This is a genomic window from Pseudomonas sp. AC463 (assembly GCF_979253585.1).
On sequence record NZ_CEEDDZ010000555.1, the window covers coordinates 1 to 276 of the forward strand.

Sequence of the window (276 nt, forward strand, 5' to 3'; positions counted from 1 at the left end):
GTCAGCGACGTGCGCGGCGGCTCCGTCAGCCGCGAGGGTGTGCAGCGCGACTTGCTGCCGTTGATCGAGGGCACGACCGTCGCCACCAAATACGGCCCGATGAAGACCGACCACATCCTCTTCATCGCGTCGGGCGCGTTCCACGTCGCCAAGCCCAGCGACCTGCTGCCCGAGCTTCAGGGTCGCCTGCCGATCCGCGTCGAACTCAAGGGCCTGACCGAGGCCGATTTCGTCGCGATCCTGTCCGACACCAAGGCGTCGCTGCCGATCCAGTAC

General features: G+C 67.0%; 1 protein-coding gene. It reads left to right on the top strand.

The annotated features are described in order from the left end of the window. Window positions 1–276 (top strand): AAA family ATPase (locus tag AC0IYH_RS31390; protein ID WP_471838135.1); only part of this gene is annotated, 276 nt, incomplete at both ends.